General features: G+C 69.1%; 15 protein-coding genes, 1 tRNA gene and 1 other RNA gene. 2 read left to right on the top strand and 15 right to left on the bottom strand.

Translation table 11 applies throughout. From position 1 onward, the window contains the following. Positions 1 to 11 precede the first annotated feature (11 nt). The 11 genes from H9656_RS11190 to H9656_RS11140 all read right to left on the bottom strand — a co-directional run bounded on the left by H9656_RS11190 (position 12) and on the right by H9656_RS11140 (position 11,313). Complete coding sequence (locus tag H9656_RS11190) at positions 12 to 1,454, bottom strand: UDP-N-acetylmuramoyl-tripeptide--D-alanyl-D-alanine ligase (RefSeq protein WP_191744314.1); 1,443 nt, start codon at positions 1,452 to 1,454, stop codon at positions 12 to 14. Continuing rightward, positions 1,447 to 2,904: a UDP-N-acetylmuramoyl-L-alanyl-D-glutamate--2,6-diaminopimelate ligase gene (locus tag H9656_RS11185; protein ID WP_191744313.1), complete on the bottom strand. Its 1,458-nt coding sequence runs from the start codon at positions 2,902 to 2,904 to the stop codon at positions 1,447 to 1,449. The genes H9656_RS11190 and H9656_RS11185 overlap by 8 nt, the downstream gene beginning before the upstream one ends. Continuing rightward, the gene (locus tag H9656_RS11180; protein ID WP_191744312.1) at positions 2,901 to 4,679 is read right to left on the bottom strand and encodes a peptidoglycan D,D-transpeptidase FtsI family protein; all 1,779 of its coding nucleotides are present in this window, start codon (positions 4,677 to 4,679) and stop codon (positions 2,901 to 2,903) included. The genes H9656_RS11185 and H9656_RS11180 overlap by 4 nt, the downstream gene beginning before the upstream one ends. Further along, positions 4,676 to 5,074 (bottom strand): cell division protein FtsL, encoded by a 399-nt coding sequence (ftsL, locus tag H9656_RS11175; RefSeq protein ID WP_191744311.1) that lies wholly within the window; start codon positions 5,072 to 5,074, stop codon positions 4,676 to 4,678. The genes H9656_RS11180 and ftsL overlap by 4 nt, the downstream gene beginning before the upstream one ends. Next, positions 5,071 to 6,033, bottom strand: a complete 963-nt coding sequence (gene rsmH / locus H9656_RS11170; protein WP_191744310.1) for a 16S rRNA (cytosine(1402)-N(4))-methyltransferase RsmH — start codon at positions 6,031 to 6,033, stop codon at positions 5,071 to 5,073. Before rsmH ends, ftsL begins: the two co-directional genes overlap by 4 nt. Then, positions 6,030 to 6,518, bottom strand: a complete 489-nt coding sequence (locus tag H9656_RS11165) for a division/cell wall cluster transcriptional repressor MraZ (RefSeq protein ID WP_191744309.1) — start codon at positions 6,516 to 6,518, stop codon at positions 6,030 to 6,032. The genes rsmH and H9656_RS11165 overlap by 4 nt, the downstream gene beginning before the upstream one ends. A gap of 447 nt (positions 6,519 to 6,965) precedes the next feature. Beyond that, an RNA gene (rnpB, locus tag H9656_RS11160) (RNase P RNA component class A) lies at positions 6,966 to 7,344 on the bottom strand. Between the two features lie 32 nt (positions 7,345 to 7,376). Next, positions 7,377 to 8,138, bottom strand: coding sequence for an N-acetylmuramoyl-L-alanine amidase (locus H9656_RS11155; RefSeq protein ID WP_191744308.1), 762 nt, complete (start codon positions 8,136 to 8,138; stop codon positions 7,377 to 7,379). A gap of 22 nt (positions 8,139 to 8,160) precedes the next feature. After that, positions 8,161 to 8,484 (bottom strand): hypothetical protein, encoded by a 324-nt coding sequence (locus tag H9656_RS11150; protein WP_225212446.1) that lies wholly within the window; start codon positions 8,482 to 8,484, stop codon positions 8,161 to 8,163. A gap of 121 nt (positions 8,485 to 8,605) precedes the next feature. Then, a complete protein-coding gene (gene sppA / locus H9656_RS11145) occupies positions 8,606 to 10,405 on the bottom strand; it encodes a signal peptide peptidase SppA (protein ID WP_191744306.1) in 1,800 nt (599 codons plus the stop codon). A gap of 149 nt (positions 10,406 to 10,554) precedes the next feature. After that, the gene (locus tag H9656_RS11140) at positions 10,555 to 11,313 is read right to left on the bottom strand and encodes an SIMPL domain-containing protein (RefSeq protein ID WP_191744305.1); all 759 of its coding nucleotides are present in this window, start codon (positions 11,311 to 11,313) and stop codon (positions 10,555 to 10,557) included. 188 nt (positions 11,314 to 11,501) lie between these two features. Here H9656_RS11140 and H9656_RS11135 point away from each other — a divergent pair. After that, positions 11,502 to 11,577 (top strand) — tRNA-Ile (locus H9656_RS11135). Between the two features lie 80 nt (positions 11,578 to 11,657). Then, entirely contained in the window at positions 11,658 to 12,323 is a 666-nt protein-coding gene (locus tag H9656_RS11130; protein WP_191744304.1) for a ribonuclease HII, read from the top strand. A 4-nt stretch (positions 12,324 to 12,327) separates the two neighbouring features. Here H9656_RS11130 and H9656_RS11125 read toward each other — a convergent pair whose 3' ends face one another. The 4 genes from H9656_RS11125 to H9656_RS11110 all read right to left on the bottom strand — a co-directional run bounded on the left by H9656_RS11125 (position 12,328) and on the right by H9656_RS11110 (position 16,984). Further along, a complete protein-coding gene (locus H9656_RS11125) occupies positions 12,328 to 12,573 on the bottom strand; it encodes a hypothetical protein (RefSeq protein ID WP_191744303.1) in 246 nt (81 codons plus the stop codon). Positions 12,574 to 12,636: 63 nt separating this feature from the next. Further along, on the bottom strand, positions 12,637 to 13,677 hold the full coding sequence (locus H9656_RS11120) for a DNA adenine methylase (protein WP_191744302.1): 1,041 nt from the start codon (positions 13,675 to 13,677) through the stop codon (positions 12,637 to 12,639). A 9-nt stretch (positions 13,678 to 13,686) separates the two neighbouring features. Continuing rightward, a complete protein-coding gene (pyk, locus tag H9656_RS11115) occupies positions 13,687 to 15,153 on the bottom strand; it encodes a pyruvate kinase (protein WP_191744301.1) in 1,467 nt (488 codons plus the stop codon). 139 nt (positions 15,154 to 15,292) lie between these two features. Next, positions 15,293 to 16,984: an alkaline phosphatase family protein gene (locus tag H9656_RS11110; RefSeq protein WP_191744300.1), complete on the bottom strand. Its 1,692-nt coding sequence runs from the start codon at positions 16,982 to 16,984 to the stop codon at positions 15,293 to 15,295. Positions 16,985 to 17,034 lie beyond the last annotated feature (50 nt).

Genomic DNA, 17,034 nt, shown 5'->3' with positions numbered 1-17,034 from the left:
CTTGAGTGACCCTATCGCGTCGCGCGCGGCGCGCCGCTGCCTGAGGGGTTGTTGCCTTGTTCCGCCACGCCGAGATTTGCAAGCGCGGCCGCGACCAGGGAGGCCTTTGATCCGTTCGAGCCCTTGACCATGACGACGTCGCCCGGCCGGACCAGGCTGGCGGCTTCGGCGGCCAGCTCGGCAGCAGTCTCGCGCCATTGCCCGCGCAACGACGGCGGCAGCGCCTCATGCAGCAGGCGCATCTGCGGCCCGGCCGTATGCACCAGGTCCAGCCCAGCCGCGGCGATGGCGGGGGCGAGGCCTTCGTGCAGGGCGCGGCTGTGCTCGCCCAGCTCCAGCATGTCGCTCAGCACGACGACGCGCCGCCCGCCCGGCCCGACCGACTTGGCGCCCAGGCTGACGAAGCCCGCCTTCATCGACAGCGAATTGGCGTTGTAGCTCTCGTCGATCAGGGTGAAAGCGCCGCCCGGCATGGCGATCGTCTTCATCTGCCCGCGACCGGCCAGCGGCTGGAAGCCCGCCAGCGCCTGCAAGGCCGTCTCCAGCGACACCTCCAGCGCCTGCAGCATCAGGATGACGCACAGGCTGTTCAGACCCCAGTGCACGCCGGACTGGGCAAGGCGGTATTCGATACGCTGGCCGTCCAGCTCGGCCGTGACGGTCGCGCCCTCGCTGTCGGCGACGAAGTCCAGCAGGCGCGCGTCGCAGCCCGCATCATGGCCGAAGGTGCGGACGACGGCCCCGGCCTTCTCAGCCCCCTGACGCACGATGTCGGCATGGGCGTCAGCGGCGTTGACCACGGCGATCCCGCCCGGCGCCAGCCCCTCGAAGATGGCGGCCTTTTCGCGCGCCACCCCCGCCTCGCCGTCGGCGAAGGCCTCGATGTGCACTGGCCCGACCGTGGTGACGCAGGCGGCGTGCGGGCGCACAAAGGCCGACAGCGGCCCGATCTCGCCCGGATGGTTCATGCCGATCTCGAACACGGCGCGATCCGTGCCCTGGGGCATACGCGCCAGCGTCAGCGGCACGCCGATGTGGTTGTTATAGCTCTTGATCGAGGCGTGGCTTGATCCCGCCAGATCAAGGCCCGCCTTGATCGCCTGGGTCACGCTGGTCTTGCCGACGCTGCCGGTGACGGCGCCGCGCAGACGGGCGCGCTCGCGCGCGGCGACACCCAGCGCCTCCAGCCCCTTCAGGGTGTCGGGAACCAGCACATACGGCCCGCCCTCGACCGGCCGGTCGACCAGAGCGACCGTTGCGCCCGCAGCGAAGGCGGCGGCGGCGAACTCATGCCCGTCGCGCGCGCCGTGCAGGGCCAGGAACAGGTCGCCCGGCGCGATCTCGCGGCTGTTGTAGGTCAGGCCCGAGACTGATGCGTCGGGTCCGTGGAGCTGGCCGCCGGTCGCCGAGGCGATCGCTTCGGCGGTCCAGAGCGGCGTGTGAGCGTCAGGCATGATCTTTCAGGGCTTCGGTCGCTTCGGCGGCGTCGTCGAAGGGATGCACCACCCCGCCGACGATCTGACCCTGTTCATGCCCTTTTCCGGCGATCACGACCACATCTCCTTCGCGCATCAGGGATACGGCGTGGCGGATGGCCTCGCGGCGGTCGCCGATCTCCAGCGCGTCGGGGCAGCCCGCACGCACCTGGGCGCGGATGGCGGCGGGAGCCTCCGAGCGCGGATTGTCGTCGGTGACGATGGCCACGTCGGCCAGACGCCCGGCGATCTCGCCCATCAGCGGCCGTTTGGCCCGGTCGCGGTCGCCGCCGGCGCCGAAAACGACGATGAGGCGTCCCGTCGCGTGCGGACGCAGGGCGTTCAGCACCGTCTCCAGCCCGTCGGGCGTGTGGGCGTAGTCGACATAGACCTCGCCCCCGCGCGCGCCGCCGGGGATGCGTTGCAGGCGGCCTTGCGCGCCCTGGATCAGCTCCAGCGCCGGGATCACCTGGTCGGGGTCTTCGCCGCCCGCGATGCACAGGCCCGCCGCCACCAGGGCGTTGGACGCCTGGAAGGCGCCCGCCAGCGGCAGCAGAATGTCATGCACCCGGCCGCGCGCGTCGATGCTCAGGCGCTGGCCTTCCGGCGTCGCTCGGCGCGCCAGCAGGGTCAGGTCACGCCCGCGTTCGCCCACGCCCATCACGCCCAGTCCCGCCATGATCGAGGCCGAGGCGAAGGCGGAATAGGCGTCGGAATCGGCGTTCAGGACGGCGGTGCGCCCGCGCGGCAGCAGGGCCTCGAACAAGCGCAGCTTGGCGGCGCGGTACTCGTCCATCGTGCCGTGATAGTCGAGGTGGTCCTGGGTCAGATTGGTGAAGCCCGCCGCCTTGATCGCCACTCCGTCTAGACGCCGCTGGTCGATGCCGTGGGACGAAGCCTCCAGCGCCAGGTGGGTGACCTCCTTGCGGGCCAGCTCGGCCAGCAGGCGCGCGGCCTCGGCGGCGTCGGGGCTGGTCAGGCCGGGGCCGGTCAGGGCGTAGGTCTGCTCGCCCTTCTGGCCGACGACGCCGAGGGTGCCCATGCTGGCCGACTTCAGACCCATGCCGGCCCAGATCTGGCGACAGAAGTTGGCGACCGAGGTCTTGCCGTTGGTCCCGGTCACGGCGACGCAGGTGCGCGGCTGGGCGCCGTAGAAGGCGCGCGCGGCGATGGCGTAGGCCCGGTGCACATCGCCCGATCCGACCAGAACCGGAGCCGCGCCCGCCGGCGTGTCCGAGGGGGCCAGCACGGCGGCGGCGCCCTTGGCCAGCGCTTGCGGGATGAAGGCGCGGCCATCGGCCTGGGTCCCCGGCAGGGCGACGAACAGGGCGCCGGGCACGACCTGGCGGCTGTCGGCGGTGACGGCGGTGATCTCGGGGTCCGAGGCCACGTCGCGGCGCAGCAGTTCGGAGAGGCGCAGCTGGCTCATCGGCCGTCGCCCTCCACGTCCTGGAACTCGGGGATCTTCTCGCCCAGCGCGGTGGACCAGCGGTCGGCCTTGCGCTCGACGCCCAGGAAGCCGGCGATCCGGTTGGCGATGCGGCCCACGGCGGGGGCGGCGACGTAGCCGCCCGTGCGCGGATAGACGCCCGGCTCGTCCATCAGGACGAAGACGGTGTAGCGCTTGGCGTCGACCGGCCCGTCGGCGGGGAAGACCCCGGCGAAGGTGCCCACAGCGGTGCGCGGGTCGTAGCGGCCATTGACCAGCTTGTTGGCCGAGCCGGTCTTGCCGCCCATGCGCAGGCCCGGCGCGTCGGCGAAACGCCCCGAACCGCGCGCCACGTTGCGGCGCATCAGCTCGATCATGGTCGCCGAAGTCTCGGCCGAGACGACCGGACGTGCCTGGGCGTTCGGACGGCCGCCCTTGCGCAGCGTCGGCGGCACGTAGCGCCCGCCGTTCACCAGCGCGCCATAGGCCGAAACGTACTGGATCGGCGTGACCATGATGCCGTAGCCGAAGGACAGCGAGGCCAGGGTGCTGTCGTCCCACTTGCGCACCTTGGGCGGGCTGGCGGACTCCTTCAGCTCGATCGGCGCGGCGTCCAGCAGGCCCAGGCGACGGAAGTAGTCGCGCATCACATCGCCGCCCATCTCGACCGCCAGGCGCGAGGTGCCGATGTTGGACGAGTGGAGGTAGACTTCTTCGAGCGTCAGCACCTTGTTGGTGGCGTGATAGTCGGTGATCCGGCGGTTGCCGATCTGCAACGCCTGAGAAGCGTCGAACAGGGTGTTCATGTCGGCCCGGCCGGTGTCGATGCCGGCCGCGACGGTGAAGCTTTTGAACACCGAGCCCATCTCATAGTGGGCCGAGGTGACGCGATTCAGCAGCGCCTCTTCCGGCGCGGCGTTGCGACGGTTCGCGTCGTAGGTCGGCCAGGAGGCCATCGCCAGAATCTCGCCCGTGTGGACGTCGGCGACCACGGCGATGGCGCCCTTGGCCTGGTGCTCCTCGGCGGCGATGGCGAGCTCGTTCTCGACGACGCCCTGCACCCGCAGGTCGATGGACAGCTGGAAGTCTTCGCCGGCGGCGCCCGCCGCACGGATTTCCTTGTCGAAGGCCAGCTCGGCGCCCGCCACGCCCTCGCCGCCCGTGTCGGAGCGACCGATCAGATGGACCGCCGAGGTCCCCAGCGGGTAGACGCGGCGGTCTTCCGGCTCGAACGTCACGCCGCCCAGCGCCAGCGCATGAACGGCGCGGCGCTCCGAAGGGGTCAGGCCGTTCAGCGCGATCAGGCGGCGCTCGCCGCTCATCACCTTGTCCAGACGCTTGGCCGAGATGCGCGGGATGGCGCGGCGCAGCTGCGCCTTGGCCGCCGGAATGTCCCAGACCTCGCGCGGGTCGATATAAAGGCCGTAGTGGGTGATGTTGGTCGCCAGCAGCTGGCCGTTGCGGTCCACCAGGTCGGCGCGGGTCAGCGCCCCCGGATGGAAGCCCGCCCCCGTCCCGCGCGCCGGCGCCAGCAAGGCGGCGTGCGCCGCGCCCAGGGCCAGGCAGGCGAAGACGGCGCAGAAGGCCGCCATGATCAGGAAGATGCGGACGCGGGTGTCTTCTTCGGGGCGGGCGTCGGCGCGGGCGCGCTCGAACGAATGCTCCAGGTTCCACACCAGGGAGGCGACCCAGCGCCCCCAGGCCGCGACGGCGCCGCCGAAGGTCGCCTGCGGGCGGCCGCGATAGCCCATGCCGTGATGGTCATGCACGCTCATTGCACGGCCTCCGCAGCGGGGGTTGCTGGCGCTGCCGGCGCCTTTTCGACCGGCTTCTCAGCCGGCGGCGGGGCGATCTCAGGCAGGACAGACTCGCCCGCCTGTTTCTTCACATCGACCGGGCCCAGGCCGATCTCGCGCGACAGAGCCTCCAGCCGCGCAGGCTGCTCCAGACGCGTGACCTCGGCGCGTAGCAGGCGGACCCGCTCGCGGTTTTCGCGGATGTCGCGTTCGATACGGCTGATTTCGGCGCTTTCGCGGGCGGCGGCCGCCTTGGCGATATAGACCGAGAAGACCAGGGCCAGCACGCAGGCCACGCCGATGATCTCGACGCAGCGCACGCCGCGCACCTTCCACTCGAACAGACGCTTGATGGGGGCGGGGACGGCGATCATGCGGCCCTCCCCTTCATCGGGCCCCAGGCCGGCGCGAGCGTCCGCACAGCGGCGCGGATCTTGGCCGAGCGAGCGCGAGGATTGGCGGCCAGTTCGGCCTCGCCCGCCTCGCGCGCGCCCTTGAACAGCAGATCGAAGCTGGGCTTGCGCGTCTCGACGGCGACCGGCGCATGGCGCGAGCCGCCCGGCGCATTGCCGGTGCGCTCGGTCAGGAAGGCCTTGACCATGCGGTCTTCCAGCGAGTGGAAGGTGACGACGACCAGCCGCCCGCCGGGCGCCAGCGTCGCCTCGGCCGCCTCCAGCCCGCGCTCCAGCTCGCCCAGCTCGTCGTTGACGGCGATGCGCAGGGCCTGAAACACGCGCGTCGCCGGATGGATGGCGGCGCCGCGACGCCCGCCCAGAGCCTTCTCCACCACCTCAGCCAGATCGAGGGTGCGGGTGAACGGCTGCTCGACCCGGCGGCGCAGGATGGCCGTCGCCACCCGACCCGACTGGCGCTCGTCGCCGTACAGCTTAAAGATGTGAGCCAGCGGCCCGTGGTCCCAGGTATTGACGATGTCGGCGGCGGTCTCGCCTTCATCCGACATCCGCATGTCCAGCGGCCCGTCGCGCATGAAGGAGAAGCCGCGCTCGGCCTGATCCAGTTGCATGGACGAGACGCCGATATCGAAGACCGCGCCGTCCAGCTTTGCCTTGCCGCTTTCCTCAAACGCCTCGGCCAGACCGGAGAAGGGCGTGCGGATCAGTTGAAAGCGATCGGGGAAGTCGCGCGCCACCGCCTCGGCGAAAGGCTGCACCGTCGGGTCGCGATCCAGAGCCACGACCTCGGCGCCGCGCTCGAGGATGGCGCGGGTGTAGCCGCCGGCTCCGAAGGTGGCGTCGATGATGACGTCGCCCGGCTTGGGAGCGAGCGCCTCGATCACCTCGGCCAGCAGGACGGGGGCGTGCGGAGAGGTCATGCCGCCCCTCCCGGCTTGGTCGCCATCGCCTGACCTTGGGCTTGACGACGCATCTCGCCGAACTGCTTCAAGCCCTCGCGCGCCATGCGGCGCTGCTCGGCGCGGTGCGCGGCCCACTTGTCCTTGTTCCAGATCTGGAAGCGCTCGCCGACGCCGTAGATGACGACCGTGTCGGACAGATCAACCTCGGCGCACAGATGTTCGGGCAGGGTGATGCGCCCGCCCGAGTCATAGGCCAGCGGCTTCTGCTCGCCGAAGATCGAGGCCTCCAGCGCCGAGCGGTAGGGGTCGCCGAACGGCAGGCTTTCGATCACCGTGCGATATTCGGCGAACAGCTTGTCGCCGCCCGCTTCCAGGCAATCGGCTTCGATGGAGGGGAAGCAGAAGACGCCGTGCTCAGCGCCGTTCTCAGCCGTGCGGAATTCCTGAGGGATCAGGAGACGGCGCTTGCCGTCCAGCTGCTTCTCGTAGGTCGAGAGAAACACGCCCTGCCCTATCGAACCCTGCGGCCCGTCCCTGAAATCCGTTGAAGAAAGCCCACGCGTCGGGCGTTCGGCCCCTACTCATGAGAGATTGGGATAGCATGGGACAGAATGGGTCTCAATGGGATTAGTTGACACCCTTTAACCTAATTTGCGGTTCGCTCAGCACTGCAAAGACTGTAAAATCGGAACATACCCGGAACAGAATGAGTATTCACAGCCTGTGGACAGGTTCTAAGGCCTTGATTTCAACGGAATGGTTAACGGCCAAGCCGATAATGCCGACCCGCGCCTGTCTTCACGCCGTGATCCTCGGGCTTGACCCGAGGATCGAGTGAACCGCGCACTCCCACCATCCACCGACGCGCAGACGGACAGCTGGATCCTCGGGTCAAGCCCGAGGATGACGGCGTCAAAGAGTAAGGATGGCCGTTAGGGCCTCTAAAAGAAAACGCCAGACGGCCTGTAAGCCGGGTTCTGTTCCGCCCGAAAGCGGCGACGATCATTCCTCTGGGCCGCCCATTGCTGGACGACTCTCGCGACCTACCCGGACATCTGGGGCGGTGAACCCTGCGGAGCGAGCCCCGCGCGATGTCCCTATTTGGTCTTGCTCCAGGCGGGGCTTGCCATGCCGTCGACGTTGCCGCCGACGCGGTGGGCTCTTACCCCACCCTTTCACCCTTCCCTGAGCCGAAGCCCAGGCGGTTTGCTTTCTGTGGCGCTGTCCCTCGGGTCGCCCCGGGCGGGCGTTACCCGCCGCCTTTTCACCGTGGAGCCCGGACTTTCCTCGACAGGAGCAAGCCCCCGCCGCGACCGCCCGGCCGTCTGGCGAGCGCTAGATGCGCGCGATAGGGCGCCGCGTCAATCCAGAACGCCCGTGACGCTTCCGACAGAGGCCAGTTGCAGCAGGCCGACCAGACGCGCCCGCGTCTCGCCGTCGGCCACGCCGTCGACGCGATCGGGCCGCCAGTGGCGCTGGAAGGCCTCGACCGTCAGACGGGTCTCTTCGTCGTAGGCGCCGCCGGGCTGAAGGCCGTAGCCCAGTCGGTGCAGGCCCGAGCGCAGGACGATGACGCCCAGCCCTTCATCCCCCGGCGATAGAGGCGCGCCCAGGGCGGCGATGCGTTCGGGCGCGGGTTCGAACCACAGGCCGTGCCCGGCCTCGGCCAAACGCCTCCACGGGAACAGTTCGCCGGGGTCCTGCTTGCGCTCAGGCGCCATGTCGGAATGGGCGATGATGCGGGCGTCGGGGATAGACCAGCGGGTGCGGATGTCCGCCGTCAGGGCGATCACCGCCTCGATCTGCGCCTCCGGGAAGGCGCGGTAACCGAACTCATGGCCCGGATTGACGATCTCGATCCCGACAGAGGCGGCGTTAACGTCGGTCTCGCCCTGCCAGACGCCGCGCCCGGCGTGCCAGGCCCGGCGCTCCTCGGCGACCAGCCGCAGGATGGAGCCGTCCTCGTCGACGACATAGTGCGCCGAGACCTTGACCTCCGGGTCGCGCAGGCGGGCGATCGCCGCCTCGGCCGTCTCCATGCCGGTATAGTGCAGCACCAGAATGTCCGGCGGGCCGCGTCGGGCGTCGAAGTTCGGGGACGGCGCGTCGGTGAAGGAGATCATGGCCGGAAGATCATGGGGCCGATCAGCGCCCTTCCTTTTCCCAGCCGTACGTCACCCAGGTGTCGCCGACCTTTTTGGCGTCGATCACGCCCTCATCCCGACGACGACGGGCGGTCATGGCGCGTCGTGCGCGCAGGGCGAAACCCGCGACGAAGACCAGAACTCCGCCCACCACGGCGATCAGAGCCACGGCGGCGGCGGTGAACACCGCCAACAGCGCGCCCACGGTGACAGCCAGGGCGGTGGCGATCAGACCCGCCACCCAAACAAAGGGCGCCAGCAGACCGGAACCCGGCCGACGGCGCGCATTGAAACCCAGCGGGCCCATCGGGTCGGAGTTGATCATGAACTCAAAACCTCTCTCAGCGTCCGGATGAACGCCTGAAGCGCAATGTCGGACCATCGACCTGAACGGTCAATGGACTGCGACATCACGCACCAGTCACTTTTGCGGTCTCGGCCCCGGCTCAGAAGGCCGGCTGATCGGCCAGAACCACGGCGCCGCGGCTGCGCATCCGGTCAACTTCGACCCGGTTTAGAACGGCCTGGGCGGCGGGATCGCCCATCACCTGGCCAACCTGGACCAGGGCCTCGGCCGCCTGGCCAGAGGCGCCGAAGGCGGTGGCGAGCGCCTCCCACGGCGACTGCGGTTGCGGGAAGCGCTTGAAGCGGACGTTCTCGTCAGCCGGGATCTTGGCCAGTTCACGGGCCTTGGCCACAGCCTCGCTCAGACCGCCCAGTTGATCGACCAGACCAAGGCCGTGCGCCTGCGCGCCGGTCCAGACGCGCCCCTTGGCGATCTCGCGAACCTGTTCGACCGGCATCTTGCGGCCCTTGGCGACGCGCGCGACGAACTCTTCGTAGATGCGATCCATCGAGGCGGCGAAGGCGGCGCGCTGACCCTGGTCAAAGGTCTGCGTCGGCGAGAAGGCGTCGGCGTAGTCGCCGCCGACCGACAGGCCGCGCATGTCGACGCCGAAACGGCCCAGCGCATCGGCCAGCACGAACTTGCCGCCAAAGACGCCGATCGAGCCGGTCAGGGTCGAGGGCTGGGCCACGATCCAGTCGGCTTCCGAGCTGATCCAGTAGCCGCCCGAGGCGGCGTAGGCGCCCATTGACACCACGACCGGCTTGCCCGCCGCCTTGGCCGCGCGCACGGCGGCCAGCACCTGCTCCGAAGCTTCGGGCGAGCCGCCCGGCGAAGAGACGCGGAAGACGATGGCCTTCACGTCCTTGTCCTCGATCGCGTCATAGATGGCTTTGGCGGTGTCATCCGAACGAATGCTGGAGCCGCCGCCGAAGGGCGAATCGTTGGAGCCGCGACCGGTCATGATGGCGCCCTCGCCGCCGACGATGGCGATGGCCGACTTGGCCGAGCCCGAGCCCGAGGTCGTACGCGTGCCCTTCAGCGAGGCGTACTCGCCGAACTTGACGATCTTGGCGTTCTTGCCCGCCTTGGTCTTGGCCGCGGCTTCGGCCTCTTCGACCTGACCGATCTTGTCGACCAGCCTCAGCGACAGGGCCTGATCGGCGGTGTAGGGGCCCGCCTCGATGACAGCCTTCAGAGCGTCCGGCGTCGTCTTGCGGTCGCGGGCGATGTTGGCGATGGCGTTATCGTGGATGGAGCCCATCCAGGCCAGCATGGCTTCGCGGTGCGGAGCGGTGAAGTCGCTCTGGGTGAACTCGTTGACGGCGTTCTTGTACTCGTAGCGCTGCTCGAAGTCGGCCTTGACGCCGTACTTCTGGAAGGCGCGGCCCAGGAAGACGCTGTCCGCCGCCAGACCCACGGCCTGGAAGCCGGCGGTGTTCTGCAGCCACAGCTGGTCAGCGCTGGAGGCGACCATATAGCTGGACATCACCGCGCCCACCGGCATGAAACCCTGGCTGTGGGCGATGACCGTCTTGCCCGCGGCGCGGAAGCGGGCGATCGCCTGACGCACCTCATCGGCCGAGGCGGGCGTCATGCCGGCTTCGGGCGCACGCACCAGCAGGACCTTGACGTTGTCGTCCGCCGTCGCCTGGGCCAGGACGTCCACGACCTGAACCACCGACATGCTGGGGCCGCTGAACGCCGCGAAGGGATTGGTCGGCGTCTGGTCCGTAAGACCGCTGCGCAGGTCGAGCTCCAACACCGTATGGGCGGGCGTCGACGGCTTCGAAGCGCCGGCGGCCATGGCGAAGAAGATCAGCGCCACGACGGGCAGGACGACGAAAAAGGCCACAAGCCCGGCGAAAACGCCCAGCATGGTGAGGAAGAACTGCTTCATGGGAAGGCGGACGTCCAGGATCGCGGCCAGAGGCGGCCAAGCGTGAGGATAGTGGCCGCGTCCGCTCCGTCAAATGAATGGACGGTAATAAACCCATGAAAAAAGGGCTCGCCGTCGCCAGCGAGCCCTCTTCATTCATGCGGACGGGATCAGCGGCCGATATCGTAGGTGCCGCTGATGTCGATGCGGACCGACAGCTCGCCAGCCGAGACCGGGGTCGAGGCGCCGCCAGCGTCCATGGCGGCGCGGGCGTACATGGCCTGCGGACGAACCTCGGGCACATAGCCGCCGCCCTCGGTCAAGGAGCGCACCGGCCCCAGGTCGACGCCCAGAGCCTGGGCGTACAGGCGCGCCTTATCCTGGAGCGCGCGTACGGCCAGCACGCGGGCCTGATCCTCGGCGGCCTTGGGATCCTTCAGGCCGAAGCTGATGCCGTCGATCTGATTGACGCCCGCGCTGACGACGGCGTCTGCGGTCGTGCCGACCTTGGTCAGATCATGGATGACGACGGTGACGCGGTTCGAGGCCTGGTAGCCGCGCAGCTTGGGCGGTTCGTTCTGCTGGTAGTCGTACTGAGCCGACAGGTTGAGGCCCGAGGTCTGGATGTCGCGCTCGGCGATGCCGGCGCGGCGCAGGGCGGCGATAACGCGGGTCATCTGCTGGGCGTTCTGGGCCATGGCCTCCTGGGCCGTCGGGGCCTCGGTCACCACGCCGAAGTTGATCGTCGCCTGATCCGGCGCGACCTTGACCTCGCCGTAGGCCGACAGGTTCAGGGCGGGTTGTTGCGCCATGGCGTGCACCTGGATCGGAGAAGCGCCGCCGGGCTGGGACTGGGCTGTCGCGACGGCCGGCGCCGCCAAAGTCATCAGGGCCGTGCCCATCATCAGGGCGCGTGCGGTGCGGGTCATGGAGGTCTCCGTCGAAATCGTTCAGGCGGACGTGTTCGCCAGCCACGGCCTAACTTGACCGTTTCAAGCTGAACGAACGCAAAAGGCCCCTGTGCAGGTTCCATTCATCGGCGTGAAAAGCGTGACAGGTCCAAGGCGGCTTTGCAGCCGACGCGCCGCCTGCTAGGCACGGCTTGCGCGCGTTTCGGGGGCGTGTAGCTCAATGGTTAGAGCCGACCGCTCATAACGGTCTGGTTGGGGGTTCGAGTCCCTCCACGCCCACCATTCTCCATGAGGCGCCGCCGCGACCGGCCCTCTGTTTCACAGCCCTTCCGTCCGGCCGGGGTTCGTGGCAGTGGGGCGTGATGACGTCGCCTAAAGCCCCTGCCTCAAAAGCTTCCGGCAAGCCTGATCGCCCCTTCCCCACCCTGTTGCTGGAGCTGGAGGCGCGGGCGACCTGGGACGGTCATGTCTGCGGGGTTGATGAAGCGGGTCGCGGACCGTGGGCCGGGCCGGTGTCGGCGGCGGCAGTGATCCTGAACCCGGACGACCTGCCGAAGGGGATCGATGATTCCAAGGCCCTGACGGAAAAGCGCCGCGCGGTGCTGGAGATCGACATCAAAGCCCGCGCCCTGGCCTGGGGGGTCGGCTTCGCCTCGGTGGAGGAGATCGACCAGCTGAACATCCTTCACGCCACGGGCCTCGCCATGCGCCGCGCGGTCGAGGCCCTGGCCCATCCGCCGGTCCACGCCCTGGTGGACGGCAACTACCGCTTTCCCCTGCCCTGCGCTGTGACGCCCGTGGTCAAGGGCGACAGCCGCTCCCTGTCGATCGCCGCCGCGTCGATCCTGGCCAAGACGGCGCGGGATCGGCTGATGATCGAGATGGATGCGACCTACCCCGGTTACGGCTTCGCCAGCCACAAGGGTTACAACGCGCCCCTTCACCAGAAGGCGCTGCAGACGCTGGGTCCCTGCCCGGAGCATCGGCGCAGCTGGGCGCCGATCAGGGCTTTGCTGGAAGCCGCTTAACGGTTCAAACCGACAGCACGCCGCCCAGCATCATGCCCATGATGCCAGCCACGAGGGCGCCAAGCAGGAAGATCGTCCACCCGTCCAGCCCGCGAGCCACGCTGTCGCGGTGCGCTGGGCGTTTGACGCTGGCGGAAGACGTCTCGATCGGCAGTCTCCGCCCGAACCGGGAGGCCCCGGCCTGATCGCCCGCCGCGCGGCGCGCGGCGTCGAAATCACTATGGGAGCGGGGGGAGGCATACGAACGCATGACTGCAAAACGACAGTCTGCCGCCTTCGTTCCTTCGGTGTTCGCCCTAGCGCGTCCGTCAGATCACGCCGCGACCGGCAGGACCACCGGCCGGTCGGTGACGACGAACAGGTGTTCGACGTTGCGCAGCCGCCCCACAGCGCCGACCTTCTCCCCCTTGAGATTATGGATGCCGATCCGGGCGCCGACATAGCGGGGATAGGGGATATCGAGCACCTGGACGTGACCGCGCGACGCCAACATGGCCACCAGATCCTCGCGGCTCAGATAGCCCTCGTCGTTGAAGCTGACGATCAGGTTCGGCGCCTTCAGCCGCTCGATCACGGCCTGCATGGCCGGGCCGATGCCGGGGCGGCTGTTGAAGGCGCTCTTGCGGGTCTTCACGTCGACCCGCTTGCGGGCCACGCCATAGGTCTCCGGCTTGTCCCACAGCACCAGGCTTTCCCAGCAATGGTAGTTGGCCAGATAGGAGTGCTGATTATAGGGCGGGTCCAGGTAGACCAGATCGGCCTCGACCTCGGCCGCGACCTCTACGGCGTCGCCGCGCGTCGCCACGCAGGGTCCCGAAGGCACGCCGGGCAGCAGGTCGGGCAGGCGCAGTTCAAGCGGCTTCAGCGCGCGCGGCGCCCACTGCTTCATATAGGCCATCTGCAGGCCCGCCGTGGAATCCACGCGGTCGGCCGCCTCCATCAGGGCGACCAGGACGACGGCCTTCAGGTCCGGCTCCAGCCCCATCGCCTCGATGCGTTCGCGCATGGCGTCGATGCGGGCGCCGTTGTCGGGGTGGAAGAAGCGGGCCTCTTCGCAGAAGGTGCGGGTAAACCAGCCGGCCTCGGGCTTCACGGTCCGCAGTTCGGCCAGCACGGCCTCGGCGCGCTCGGCCCAGACCTCGCGGTCGGCCTGCACATAGGTCGTGGCCAGGGCGTGGGCATAGGCGTTGTGATCGTTGGACCAGACCCGGAAGCCGTCGCGCTTCAGCCGGTGGCCGACGCGCGCCGTGCCGGAAAACAGGTCGCAGACCATGCCTCCATCAGGCAGGGCCGCCCGCACCGCTCCCGCCACATGGCCCAGAAGCGCCCGCTTTGAGCCGATGTATTTGATCATTCCGTCCCGTCAGGTTCCGCGGGCGCGCCTCGCCCCTTGTCCGCCGCGGGGCGCAGCATGGGCCGGAGCATGGGCCAGACGCAACAGATTCGCCGCGCCCGGCGCGCCAAAGGGCGTTCCGGCCAGGATGAGGATGCGCTGGCCGGGCTCGGCGAGGCCGTAAAGCATGGCCGCCTGGACCGCATCGTCCGTCAGACCTTCCAGTGAAACCGGTTGATCTCCAAGGCGCGGCTCAAGCCCCCAGACCAGGGCCAGCCGGCGCGCCGTCTCGGGCTTGGGCGTCAGGGCCAGGACGGGCTGCAGCGGCCGCTCGCGCGACATGCGCCGGGCCGTGCCGCCCAGGGTGGTGAACACCACCATACAGGCGGTCGAGGAAGCCTCGGCCGCCTTCCTCGCCGCCGCGACCAGGGCGTCGACATCGTCTATGTCCATCCCGGCGTGTTCGGCGTCCATCAGGCCTGGCCACAGGGGGTCGCGCTCCACCCGCTCCATGATGCGGTTCATGATGGCCACCGCTTCCAGCGGATAGTCGCCGGCGGCCGTCTCGGCCGACAGCATCAGGGCGTCTGCGCCCTCATAGACGGCGTTGGCGACGTCGGACGCCTCCGCCCGCGTCGGGGCGGGCGAACTGGTCATCGATTCCAGCATCTGGGTGGCGACGATGGCGGGGACCCCGCGCTGGCGGGCGGCGCGCAGGATCTTCTTCTGGGCGACCGGCACCTCTTCCGGCTCCATCTCGACGCCCAGATCGCCGCGCGCGACCATGACGCCGTCGCAGTAGTCGAGGATGCTCTCAAGGTCGTTCAGGGCCTGAGGCTTCTCGATCTTGGCCAGGCAGGCGGCCTGACCGTCGACGATCTGCTTCAGCTCGGCCATGTCCTCGGCCTTCTGCACGAAGCTGAGGGCCACCCAGTCGACGCCGAGACGTAGCGCAAAGGCCAGGTCCTCGCGGTCCTTGGGCGTCAGGGCCGAGACCGGCACCACCGCCTCGGGCACGGCGACCCCCTTGCGGTCCGACAGTTTGGAGCCGCTCTCGACCGTGACGTCGCACCATTCGTCGGTGCGCTCGCCCACGCGCAGGCGCACGCGACCGTCGTCGATCAGCAGCAGCATGCCCGTGCGCAGGGCGCGGAAAATCTCCGGATGCGGCATCTGCACCCGGGTCTCGTCGCCCAGAGCCGGGTCCAGGTCGAAGCGCATCTTGTGGCCGGGCTTCACGTCGATCTCGACATCGGCGAAGCGGCCCAGCCGCAGCTTGGGGCCCTGCAGATCGGCCAGCACGCCCAGCGGCCGCTTCAGCGCCATTTCGGCGCCGCGCACCGCCTTGAAGGCGGCGGCGTGATCGTCGTGCGAGCCGTGGCTGAAGTTCAGGCGAAAGACGTCCACCCCGGCCTGGGCCAGCGCCTTGACGGTTCCCGGCGCGCGGCTGGCGGGTCCGAGTGTCGCGACGATGCGCGCGCGGCGGGCTCTTTGCATGAACGGATTTCCTCTTGCGGCTCTAACGGCCAGACGCCTCCCCTCAGAAGCGTTTCTCAAGCCTTTGTGCCAATGAAACGCGAGAGGCGTAAGAGCGCCTCCCGCAATGGAAACACGAGTTTATGACATTCGGCGCGAGCTATTCCGCCGCGCAGCGGCCCTTGGCGAACTGAGGCAGGTCCATGCAGCGCCCGTCGATCGCGGCGCCCGGCTCGACGCCGATCAGATTGGCCAGGGTCGGGGCGATGTCGATGGTGCGCATGGGCAGGAAGCGCTCCTGGCCCTCCGCTCCCGGCCACCAGAAGACGATCGGCACGCGGCGGTCGTAATCCCACGGCGAGCCGTGGCTGGAGATGGCGCCGCCGATCCGGCCCTGGCCGGTCAGGCCCGGCTGCCAGGCGCGCAGGATGTCGGGCGAGCGGCCCGCCACGGCCGACAGGCGAAGGCGCTCGCGCACGCTGAGGTCTTCGGGGTGGATCGAGTTCGGCGCAGCCTCGGCCAGCAGCTCGTCGCGGGCGACCGCCAGGGCCACCTGCGGCTCGCCGTTCAGCAGTTCGACAGCGGCCGCCAGCACCTGCGAACGCAGCGGTTCGGCCAGCGACTTGCGGTCCTTGTCGACGATGACGAAGCCGCCTGCCGACGACACCAGAGGATCGGCGTCCAGGCCGAAACGAGCCTTCAGCGCTGCGTTGACGCGCGGCTGCAGGGCGCGGTCGACCCGGCCGGCGTGGGAATAGCCCTCCACTGACGACCGTTCAGGGAAGTCCGAGCCGCCGTGATCGGCCGTCAGCACCACGATGGCGCCGCCGGGGACAGTGGACAGCTTGTCCAGGAACACGCCCAGGGCGGCGTCCAGACGCAGCATCTGCTCGCACATCTCAGGCCCCTGGGTGCCGTAGCCGTGGCCGATGCGGTCGGTGGCCGACAGGCTGACGCCCAGCATGTCCGTCACGCCGCGACGGCCCAGTTGCTGGCCGTCCATCAGCTCGATCGCGCCTTCGATGGTCAGCTCGTCCAGGATGGGCGAGTTGTCGAGGCGGAAGCCAACGGGCGGGACCTTGGCGTCGAACGTCTGGCCCGAAATGGTCCACTGACCCTCCAGGCGGCGGCAGCCCGCGTTGGAATAGGTCCAGCGCGGCGCCTCGCGCGTGAAGCGGTCGATCATGCGCGCGTTGACGCCGGCCACCGGCGCCAGCCGCGCCTCGGCGGACTGGCCCGGCTCGACGTAGGTGGTGAAACCGAAGTTGTCGGTCAGCCAGAAGGCGCCGTCGCCGTTGTGGCCGGCCAGGGTGATGGCGCCGCGATCCTTGCCCGAGACGCCATAGACGCGGCTTTCAGGGCTGACCGCCTTCAGCCAGTCGCCCAGAGTCGAGGCGCTGAGGTTGTCGGGGCCGACGGGGCCGTTGTCGGTGTTCTTGCCGTGGGCCAGCGTGTTCTGCGGCGCGGACAGGCAATAGGTCGTCTCGCCCGTGGTCGTGTCGACCCAGTCGTTGGCCGGGATGCCGCTGCGCGCCGGGTGGACGCCGGTCAGCACTGTCGAGTGGCCCGCGCAGGTCACCGTCACGCCGTGCGTCTGATAACCATTGATCGAGACCAGGCCCTGATCGGCCAGGGTCTTGAGCCCGCCCGTGAACTGGCTGCGATACTGGTTGAACAGATTGGCGCTGAGTTGGTCCACAACCAGCGTCACGATCAGCGAGGGCGAGGCTCGCTCGCTCGCGGAGGCCGCCGCCGGGGTCGTCGTCGCCTCGGCCGCATGTGCAACTTCGCTCATGGCGACAAGCCCGAGGGTCAAGCCCAGGGCGGAGGCGAGAAGGCGACTGCGGATCATCAGGAACTCCAAGCGAAGCGGAACGTCACCCCTCCCCTAGCCCTCCGCAA

Source organism: Brevundimonas guildfordensis, from assembly GCF_014836405.1.
GTDB lineage: Bacteria > Pseudomonadota > Alphaproteobacteria > Caulobacterales > Caulobacteraceae > Brevundimonas > Brevundimonas guildfordensis.
Note: the sequence above shows the minus strand (reverse complement) of the source record. Positions and strands in the feature narration are given on the sequence as shown.